8 protein-coding genes are annotated in these 9970 nt (G+C 61.6%); all 8 read right to left on the reverse strand.

Annotated features, from left to right (window positions below; all coding sequences use genetic code 11):
• Nucleotides 1-154 precede the first annotated feature (154 nt).
• Nucleotides 155-3661 (reverse strand): DNA polymerase III subunit alpha, encoded by a 3507-nt coding sequence (gene dnaE / locus OP496_RS13850; protein WP_280562723.1) that lies wholly within the window; start codon nt 3659-3661, stop codon nt 155-157.
• A gap of 80 nt (nt 3662-3741) precedes the next feature.
• The gene (rnhB, locus tag OP496_RS13855) at nt 3742-4344 is read right to left on the reverse strand and encodes a ribonuclease HII (protein WP_280562722.1); all 603 of its coding nucleotides are present in this window, start codon (nt 4342-4344) and stop codon (nt 3742-3744) included.
• Nucleotides 4341-5504: a lipid-A-disaccharide synthase gene (gene lpxB / locus OP496_RS13860; RefSeq protein WP_280562721.1), complete on the reverse strand. Its 1164-nt coding sequence runs from the start codon at nt 5502-5504 to the stop codon at nt 4341-4343. Before lpxB ends, rnhB begins: the two co-directional genes overlap by 4 nt.
• Before the next feature lie 12 nt (nt 5505-5516).
• Nucleotides 5517-6284 (reverse strand): acyl-ACP--UDP-N-acetylglucosamine O-acyltransferase, encoded by a 768-nt coding sequence (gene lpxA / locus OP496_RS13865; RefSeq protein WP_280562720.1) that lies wholly within the window; start codon nt 6282-6284, stop codon nt 5517-5519.
• Entirely contained in the window at nt 6281-6724 is a 444-nt protein-coding gene (fabZ, locus tag OP496_RS13870) for a 3-hydroxyacyl-ACP dehydratase FabZ (protein WP_280562719.1), read from the reverse strand. Before fabZ ends, lpxA begins: the two co-directional genes overlap by 4 nt.
• Before the next feature lie 114 nt (nt 6725-6838).
• The gene (gene lpxD / locus OP496_RS13875; protein WP_040239560.1) at nt 6839-7888 is read right to left on the reverse strand and encodes a UDP-3-O-(3-hydroxymyristoyl)glucosamine N-acyltransferase; all 1050 of its coding nucleotides are present in this window, start codon (nt 7886-7888) and stop codon (nt 6839-6841) included.
• Between the two features lie 47 nt (nt 7889-7935).
• Nucleotides 7936-8439 carry an OmpH family outer membrane protein gene (locus OP496_RS13880; RefSeq protein ID WP_280564283.1) on the reverse strand — a complete coding sequence of 168 codons (504 nt, stop codon included), beginning with the start codon at nt 8437-8439 and terminating at the stop codon, nt 7936-7938.
• An 84-nt stretch (nt 8440-8523) separates the two neighbouring features.
• Nucleotides 8524-9970, reverse strand: a 1447-nt coding sequence (gene bamA, locus OP496_RS13885; RefSeq protein WP_280564285.1) for an outer membrane protein assembly factor BamA, incomplete at its 5' end; no start/stop codon positions are given.

A 9970-nucleotide genomic window follows, 5' to 3' on the forward strand; every position in this document is an offset into this window, starting at 1 on the left:
TCTTGGGCAGCCCGGGGCCGCACGTCCGATGTCGCGCGAGGCGACGCTGTGACGGACAGGGCATGGCGCCAACCGGCCGTAAACCGGCATTATCGCACCCTGAACGCATCACGCAAGACACCACGCGCCAGCACCATGGCCAGCGATGACGGAATCACCCACGATAACGCAGCGTAACCGCCTCCTGTCCCTCCACTTCGCGCAGGGCGATAAGTAAGTCGTCGCTGGGCGATACGCGCCAGGGCTCACCCAGTTCCAGCACGCCGCTGGCCTGGGGGTTGCGGTAGCGCACGCGTACCGGCAGCCCCTGAGGATCCCGCCACCGCGTCAGGCTATCTTGCAAATTGCGCGCGAAACGTCCATTGAGACGCGTGCCGTCCACCGCGAGTTCCACGGCCTCGCCATAGCGCGTGCGCGCATCGACCATCGGCGTCACTTCCTTGCCACGCAGGCGCAGCCCGCCTGAATAATCATCGGTGCTTACTTCGCCTTCGATGATCAGGACGTCATCGGCGCCGAGCTTGCCACGCATCTGCTCGTACATCTCGCCGAATAGCGAGGCCTCGATACGTCCGGTACGGTCATCCAGGGTAATGAAGGCCATGGTGTCGCCGCGCTTGGACTTCATGGTGCGCATGGCCACCACCAGCCCCGCGACACGCTGCGACTCGCCGCGTTGGGGTTTGAGATCGACGATGCGTGTCGACACGAAGCGCTTGAGCTCGCTTTCGTACTCGTCGATGGGATGGCCGGTCAGGTAGAGGCCCAAGGTATCTTTCTCGCCGGCCAGGCGCTCTTTGTCGGTCCACTCGCGGGCATGCTGATAATCGGCGTATACATCGCCACTTTCCGGTTCGACGAAAGCATCGCCGAACATGTCGATCATCCCCGCGCTGGCATTGGCATTGCTCTGCGACGCCGCCTTGAGCGCGGCATCCAGCGACGCCACCAACACCGCGCGGGTCGGCCCCAGATTATCCAGCGCACCGGAGCGGATCAACGCCTCCAGCGTACGCTTGTTGAGGCGCTTGGCGTCGACACGGCGACAAAAATCGAACAGATCGTCGAAGGCGCCGTCGGCTTCGCGCGCTTCGACGATCGCACCGATGGGCCCTTCACCGACGCCGCGAATCGCGCCCAAGCCATAGACGACACGGTTTTGTTCGTCGACGGTAAACTTGTAGCTGCCCATATTGACGTCCGGTGGCGTGACCGTCAGTCCCTGCTTACGACACTCCTCGATCAGCGGCACGACCTTGTCGAGGTTGTCCATCTCGGTGGACAGCACCGCCGCCATAAAGGGCGCGGGATAATGCGCCTTGAGCCACGCCGTCTGGTACGAGACCAGGCCATAGGCGGCCGAGTGCGATTTGTTGAACCCGTAACCGGCGAATTTCTCCACCAGATCGAAGAGGTTGCCGGCCAGGTCCTTGTCGATACCGTTGGCGGCGCACCCTTCCATGAAGCCGGCGCGCTGCTTGGCCATTTCCTCGGGCTTCTTCTTGCCCATGGCACGCCGCAGCATATCCGCCTGGCCCAGGCTGTACCCCGCGATCACCTGGGCGATCTGCATCACCTGCTCTTGATAGAGGATGATGCCATAGGTGGGACCAAGCACCGGCTTGAGCAACTCGTGCTGGTAATCCGGGTGTGGATAGGCGACCTCGGCGCGACCATGCTTGCGATTGATGAAGTCGTCGACCATGCCGGATTGCAGCGGCCCCGGACGGAACAACGCCACCAGGGCGATCATGTCCTCCAGCGAGTCAGGCTCCAGACGCTTGATCAACTCCTTCATGCCGCGCGATTCGAGCTGGAAGACTGCCGTGGTCTCGGCCTTCTTGAGCATATCGAAGGTCGGCACGTCATCGAGCGGGATCGACGCGATATCCAGCGGCCCCTGACCTTCGCGGGCGCGCACCGTATCGACCATCTCCAGCGCCCAGTCGATGATCGTCAGCGTGCGCAACCCCAGGAAGTCGAACTTGACCAGCCCGGCTTCCTCGATGTCATTCTTGTCGTACTGCACTACCAGCCCGCTGCCGTCTTCCTCACACAGCAGTGGCGAGAAATCGGTCAGCTTGGTGGGCGCAATCACCACCCCGCCGGCGTGCTTGCCGGTGCCGCGCGTAATCCCCTCGAGCTGGAGCGCCATGTCCCAGATTTCCTGGGATTCCTCATCGTTGTCCAGGTATTCCTTGAGCGACGGCTCCTGCTCGATGGCCTTGGTCAGCGTCATGCCAACCTCGAAAGGGATCAGCTTGGATAGTTTGTCGCCCATCGAATACGGCTTGCCCTGGGCACGGGCCACGTCGCGCACCACGGCCTTGGCGGCCATGGTGCCGAAGGTCACGATCTGCGAGACGGCGTCTCGCCCATAACGGCTGGCCACGTATTCGATGACCCGGTCGCGCTTCTCCATGCAGAAGTCGACGTCGAAGTCGGGCATCGACACGCGTTCCGGGTTGAGGAAACGTTCGAACAGTAGATCGTACTCGAGCGGGTCCAGGTCGGTGATCTTGAGGGCGTAGGCGACCAACGAGCCAGCTCCCGAGCCACGCCCTGGCCCCACCGGAATGTCGTTATCCTTGGCCCACTGGATGAAGTCCATGACGATCAGAAAGTACCCGGGGAAGCCCATCTCGAGAATGATATTAAGCTCGAAGTCGAGCCGCTCGCGATAGCCCCCCTCGTACTCACTGAGGTCGCGCCCGGGATAGATCGGCGTCTCGCCGGTAAAGAGTTTTTCGAGCCGCTCGGTGAGGCCATCGTGGGAGATCTTGCGGAAGAAGCTCTCCATGCTCATGCCATCCGGCACCGAATACTCGGGCAGGAAGATTTCGCCCAACGGTACATCGACGTTGCAGCGCGCAGCGATCATCACGCTGTTCTCCAGCGCTTCGGGAAGATCGGCGAACAGCTCGGCCATTTCTTGCGGGCTCTTCAGGTACTGCTCTTCACTGTAGTGGCGTTCGCGTCGTGGATCGTCGAGCGCCTTGCCCTCGCCGATCGCCACTCGCGTTTCGTGGGCCCAGAACCCCTCGCGGGTCAGGAAACGGACGTCATTGGTCGCCACGACCGGTGTCTGGGTATCGGCCGCCAGTGCCACCGACAGATGCAGGCATTCCTCATCGTGTTCGCGCCCGGTGCGCTGGATTTCCAGATAGAACCGCCCGGGGAAGGCGGCGTTCCAGGCATCGCACAGCTCGCGGGCCGCCTGGCCGTGTTCGGTCAGAAGATGACGCCCGATCTCTCCTTCACGGGCACCGGACAAAGCGATCAACCCCGCGCTGCGCTCGAATATCCACTCCTTCTTGAGGATCCCCTGACCACGCTGCTGCCCCTCGCTCCAGCCCTGAGATATCAACTCAGTGAGATGGCGATAACCGTCGTTGTCCATCGCCAACAGCGTCAAGCGGTAAGGATGCGCCTCGTCGTGAGGGTTTTCCATCCACAGGTCGGCGCCGATGATCGGCTTGAGGCCCGCGCCTTGCGTGCCCTTGTAGGCCTTGACCAGGCCGAACAGGTTGGAATCGTCGGTCACGGCCACGGCCGGCATGCCGCTTTCGGCCGTCGCCTCGATCAGCGGCTTCAAGCGCACCAGGCCATCGACCAGGGAATATTCACTGTGCACACGCAGATGAACGAAAGGCGTAGTCATGACGAGCTCTTGAGACGCAACGGACGATGCCGTCCGGGCGACACCTTCCTGAATGAATTGGGTAACAGCGTGATGTGGCGCTACGCCGGCAGCAGCTGCTTGACCGGCGCAAACGAGCGGCGATGCTCATCGAGCGGCCCCAGGCGCTCGAGCGCCTCGCGGTGCTCACGGGTAGGATAGCCCTTGTGGCGCGCGAGTCCATACTCGGGATGGCGCTCGTGCAGAGCGAGCATCTGAGCGTCGCGCGTCACTTTGGCCAGAATCGAGGCAGCGCCGATGGCGGCATGGCGCTGGTCGCCCTTGACCACGCACTGCCCTGGCACATGATGCCCCGGCATCCGATTGCCGTCCACCAGCAGATATTCCGCCGCCACCGGCAGGGCATCGATGGCACGCCGCATGGCCAGATGCGTCGCGTGGTGGATGTTGTGCGTGTCAATCTCGGCGGGCGACGCTTCGCCTATCGCGAAGGCCGTCGCGTGTTGGCGAATGGCCTCGGCCAATGCCAGGCGGCGTTTTTCGCTGAGAGTCTTGGAGTCGGCCAGCCCCTCGATGGGTCGCGCCGGATCGAGAATCACCGCGGCCGCGACTACGCTGCCCACCAAAGGACCGCGTCCCACTTCATCGACGCCCGCCAGACACGCGCCCTGATAATCGATCACCAACGGTGGCAGCTCCGTCATGCGTTCTCCTCCTGTCGCGGCAAACGACCGTGCGTGATCAAGCCGTCGATGGCCTCGGCAGCGCGCTCGCTGGCACCACGCTGGAGCGTAGCGTGCAAGTCTGCAAAACGCATCTCCATCGCCTGGCGCTTGGCGTCGTCACCGAGCCATTCGAGCAACGCCGCGCCGATCGCCTCACTACTGGCGGCGTCCTGTACCAGCTCGGGCACCAGGGTCTCCTGGGCAATCAGATTGGGCAGCGAGATCCAGTCGGTCTTGACCATGCGCTTGGCTAACCAGTGCGTGGTTGGCGCCATCTTGTAAGCCACCACCATGGGACGATGACAGAGCATGGCCTCGAGTGCGGCGGTGCCAGATGCGAGCAGCACCGCATCGGCGGCAGTCATTGCCTGACGCGATTCGCCATCGCACAGGACGACGATATCGCGCACCGGATGATCGGCCAGCAGTACCTCGAGTTCTTCGCGACGTGCCGGAGACGCCGCCGGCACGATCACCTGCAAGTCGGGGATACGCTCACGCAACCAGGCGACGCTCTCCAGAAATGTAGGTCCCAAAAAGCGGATTTCGTTACCGCGTGAGCCTGGCAACAACGCCAGCAACGGCGCTGTGGGCGACAACCCCAGTGCCGCGCGTGCCGCCTGACGATCGTTGACCAACGGCAGTTCATCGGCCAGCGGATGGCCGACGAAGGCCACCGGCACATCATGGCGCGCATAAAAAGCCGCCTCGAAGGGCAGGAAGGTGAGCATGGCATCGACCGACTGGGCAATACTCTTCACTCGGCCCTGGCGCCACGCCCAGACCGAAGGGCTGACGTAATGCGCAGTAGGGATGCCGACAATACGCAATTGGCGCTCGAGCCCCAGATTGAAGTCGGGGGCATCGATACCGATCATCGCGTCCGGCTGCCAAGCCAGGGCATCACGCCGCAAATGCCGTCGAACCTTGATCAGGCCAGGCAAGTGCTTGAGCACCTCGACCAGCCCCATGACCGATAGCGTCTCCAGTGGGTACAGCGAGTGCAAGCCTTCGGCGAACATGCGTGGACCGCCGATACCGCGAAACTCAGCGTCGGGATAGCGACGCTTCAGCGCCTGCATCAAGCCGGCGCCGAGGATATCGCCCGATAGCTCTCCCGCGACCAGGTAGATACGCATGACGTGCCTCGTTCAGCGCGTGATACCGCGCTGGGAATTCTTCAGCGACGCCAGGAACGTCGCGACTTCCGGGCCTTCGAAATCGTTTGCGAGACGCTCCAGCGCTTGCTCCATGGTCAATCCCTGGCGATAGACGGTGCGGTAAGCTTCTCCCAGCGCGCGCAGGGCCTCGCGCGAGAAACCGCGACGTTTGAGCCCCACCAGGTTGAGCCCATGCGCCTGCGCAGGATTGCCATTGACGATGATGTAGGCCGGGACATCCTTGGTGATGATCGACCCGCCACCGCACATGGCATGCGTACCGATATGGCAAAACTGATGGATCGCCGAGAGCCCCCCGAGGATAGCGTGATCGCCGATGGTGACATGTCCGGCCAAGGTCGCCTGGTTGGCAAGTATGCAATCATCGCCGATGACGCAGTCGTGCCCGACATGTGCGTAGGCCATGAAAAGATTGCGCGAGCCGATGACGGTTGCCTCTTTATCCTGCATTGTCCCGCGATGCAGGGTAACCCCTTCGCGCACGACATTGTCGTCACCCATCTCCAAACGAGTGGGTTCTCCGTCGTACTTCTTGTCCTGACAATCCTCGCCAACGGAGGCGAACTGGAAGATCCGATTGCGTTTCCCCAGGCGCGTGGGCCCTTTGAGCACCACGTGCGGACCGATCACCGTGCCTTCCCCGATTTCAACGTCGGGGCCGATCACGCAGAACGGGCCGATGTCGACGTCATCGGACACACGCGCACTGGGGTCGACGATGGCGTTGGGATGAATCAAGCGACTTTCCTCTCGGCACAGATGATCTCGGCTTCGCAGGCCAGCTCGCCATCGACCGTGGCACGGCAGGCGAATTTCCAGATCCCGCGCTTGCTCATGATGACGTTGGCTTCCAATCGCAGTTGGTCGCCCGGCATCACCGGACGCTTGAAGCGCACGTTATCGCTTCCTACGAGATAATAGACATAACCGTCGGCGGGCATCTTGTCGACGGTTTTGAACCCGAGGATACCGCATGCCTGCGCCATGGCCTCGATGATCAACACACCGGGCATGATCGGATGATGCGGGAAATGTCCATTGAAAAATGGTTCGTTGATGCTGACATTCTTGTTGGCGACGATCGACTCGCCGACCGTGATGTCCATGACGCGATCCACCAGCAAGAACGGATAACGATGCGGTAAATACTCACGGATCTCGTTGATGTCCATTACCATCGATACAACCTCTGAAATGACGAAGTGCCTGCCGTGGAGGCAGGCACACGAGGACGGAGTACTCCGCCTATCTGGGTGGGCTGGGATTATACAGATCCGCCTCGCTAGCAGCCATCAGCCTTGGGCGGCGCCCGAGGCATCCCGTTCCAGACGCGCCAGACGCTTGGCGAGATCGTCGAGCTGCTTGAAGCGCACCGCGTTCTTGCGCCACAAGCCATTGGGCATGGCGCCTGTCCCTGAGGAATACACCCCGGGCTCGTGGATGGAGTTGGTGACAAGACTCATACCGGTGACCTGAACGCCATCGCAAATCGTCAGGTGTCCCGAGAGACCCACGCCGCCACCCAGCATGCAGTGGCGTCCAACGCGGGTCGAACCCGCGATACCCACGCACCCCGCCAGGGCGCTATGATCGCCGACCTGCACGTTGTGCGCGATCTGCACCTGGCTGTCGATCTTGACGTCATTGCCGATCAACGTGTCTCCCAGGGCGCCGCGGTCAATGCTTGAGCAGCTACCGATTTCGACGTCGTCACCCACGATGACGCCACCCAACTGCGCGATCTTGTGCCAGCCCTGGCCATCATGCGCGAAACCGAAGCCATCGGCACCCACCACACAACCGCTGTGCAGAATGGCGCGCCGCCCGACACTCACGCCGTGATAAACAGTGACATTAGCATGCAGGCGAGAGTCGGCGCCGATTTCGCTGTGAGCGCCGATGATACTACCAGCGCCGATCACGCAGCCATCACCGATAACCGCGCCGGCTTCGATCACACACTGTGGGCCGACCGAGACTCGGGCCCCAAGATGCACGCTCTCGGCGACCACCGCACTGGGATGAACACCTTCCGGCGCCTGCCCCGCCAGCGGGTCGAACAGCCTGGATAGCTCGGCGTAACCGAGATAAGGGTTGTCGAGTTCGAGTCGCGCGCAGGGCACCTCAGCGCCATACGCGGGATGTACCAGCACGGCAGCCGCGCTCGTTTCAGGCAAGTATTTGAGATAGGTCTTGTTGGCCAGGAACGTAATATCGTCCGGGCCCGCATCAAGCAAAGTCGCCAGGCCGGTGACACGATGATCGCTATCGCCGACCAAGCGGGCCTTGAGACGTTCGGCCAGTTCACCGAGCGTGAAGGCGCAAGGAGTAAGGGTCTTCATGTGCGCTTGGAACCGCTAACCACGGGCGCCGGGAGCGCCCCATGGGCTCAGTTGAGCGAGTTAAAGATGCGGGTGACTTCCTCGGTGACGTCGAGGCCATCCTCTGAATATACCACCGCATCACGATCCACCACGAGGTCCAGGTCATGCTGCTCGACGACCTGTTCGATGGCGCGATCGAGCTTAGGCTTGGCCGACTGCATGAAGGATTGTTCCTTCTTCTGCTGCATGCTTTGAATCTGCTGACGCAACTGCTGGAACTCAGATCCCTTGGCACGCAACTCCTGTTGAGCGCTTTTGCGCTCAGCATCGGACATCACCGCGCCATCTTGCTGAAGCTTCTGTTGCAACTGCTGCAGCTCCTGACTCAGTGACTCGGCGCGCTGTTTCTTGTCGCCGATCTGATTCTTGAGCTCGTTCATCGAGCGCTGGGCGGCATCCGAATCCAGCAACGCCTGACGCCAATCGATAACGCCAACCTCGTTCGCCATGGCCGGCATGGACAGCACGCTCATCACCCCAAGACATAGGGCACCCGTCAATTTGCGCATCACACCCTCTCCTTGATTCATTATGGTCACTCGGTGCGGCGGCCACACCGCCGCACCTGGCGCATGACGCTGCATCAGCCTGCTTTAGAAGGTCTGACCCAGCGAGAACTGAAAGACCTGCGTATCGTCGCCGTCCTCGTCACTGATCGGCTTGGCGACGCTGAAGGTCAACGGCCCCACCGGCGTCAGCCAGGACAGCCCCAGCCCCACGCTGTAACGCAACTCACCCAGATCGACACCGCTGCTGCAGTTGGAACTCTTGCCTTCCGGCACGGCATAGCAGTCGGTCAGATAGGTGTTGCCGGCATCGAAGAACACGCTGGTCTGCAATGAACGGCGGTCCTCGACCCAGGGGAACGGATAGATCAGCTCGGCCGAGCCCTCGATGAGCACGTTGCCCCCCAGGGTGTCGTCGTCGCCGTCCTTACGCGGCGTGGTCTTCGGCCCCAGCGTATTGCTGGAGAAACCGCGCACCGAGCCCAGGCCACCCGCATAGAAGTTCTCGTAGAACGGGTAAGCATCGTCACCGACGGTGTTCGCATAGCCAACGTTGGTGCTGAACTTCAGTGACCAGTCGGGACGAAATTCAAACAGCTTCTTGCCTTCGTAGCGCGTCTTATAGTACTGCGTATCGCTCCCCGGCACGGCGGTCTCCAGCGACAGCTTCTGATAGCTGCCGTCGGTGGGCATGATGCCGCGATTGAGGTTGTTACGCGTCCAGCTGGCGGTGAGCTTGTAGTTCAGGAAGTCGTCGCCCTCGTCTTCCGTGTACTGGATGATTTCGGCCGGCGTGTCGCGATAGGTATCGAGCGACAGGTCCTCGACGCCGACACCGAAATTGAGGCGCGACAGGTCATTGATCGGATACCCGAAATTGATGCTCCCCCCGATGGCATCCGAGGAATAGGTCGAGATGTCATCGAAGTCTTCGTAATTGGTCTCGCGATAATAGAGATTGTAGCCGCGTGAGATGCCGTCCAGCGTCCAGTAGGGATCGGTGTAGCCAAAGTTGAGATTGGTGAAATAATCACCTTTCTGCGCATTGACGTTGACACGGTTACCGGTACCCAGGAAATTGCTCTGAGACAGCGACGCCCCATAGATGACTCCGGCGCTTTGCGAATACCCCAGGCTGGCCGAGACCGAACCGGACGGCTGTTCCTCGACGTTGTAGGTCACGTCAAGCTGGTCGGGCTCATCGGAGACGGGACGCGTTTCGACGTCGACCGAGCGGAAGAAGCCCAAACGCTGCAGACGCTCGCGGGATTGACTGATCTGATCGGTGGAAGCCGGCGCGCCTTCCATCTGGATCATCTCGCGGCGCAGCACTTCGTCTTGGGTCGTGGTATTACCCTCGAAATTGATGCGCCGCACATAAGCACGCCGCCCCGGCTCGACCTGAAAGGTGACGTCCACGGTATCGCCGTCGGCATCGACCTCGGGCACGCTGTTGATCTCGGCGAAGGCGAATCCTTCGGCGCCAAGACGCTTGCGCAAGGCCTCGGCGGACTCGGTCATTGCGCTTTGTGAG

Source organism: Chromohalobacter sp. 48-RD10, from assembly GCF_029889785.1.
In the GTDB taxonomy this organism is placed as follows: Bacteria; Pseudomonadota; Gammaproteobacteria; order Pseudomonadales; family Halomonadaceae; genus Chromohalobacter.

Bases quoted from the DNA above. Each gene is read 5' to 3' on its own strand.
- fabZ (WP_280562719.1), bottom strand. From the start codon at position 6,724: ATGGTAATGGACATCAACGAGATCCGTGAGTATTTACCGCATCGTTAT.
- rnhB (WP_280562722.1), bottom strand. From the start codon at position 4,344: ATGACGGAGCTGCCACCGTTGGTGATCGATTATCAGGGCGCGTGTCTG.
- lpxD (WP_040239560.1), bottom strand. From the start codon at position 7,888: ATGAAGACCCTTACTCCTTGCGCCTTCACGCTCGGTGAACTGGCCGAA.
- OP496_RS13880 (WP_280564283.1), bottom strand. From the start codon at position 8,439: ATGCGCAAATTGACGGGTGCCCTATGTCTTGGGGTGATGAGCGTGCTG.
- lpxB (WP_280562721.1), bottom strand. From the start codon at position 5,504: ATGCGTATCTACCTGGTCGCGGGAGAGCTATCGGGCGATATCCTCGGC.
- dnaE (WP_280562723.1), bottom strand. From the start codon at position 3,661: ATGACTACGCCTTTCGTTCATCTGCGTGTGCACAGTGAATATTCCCTG.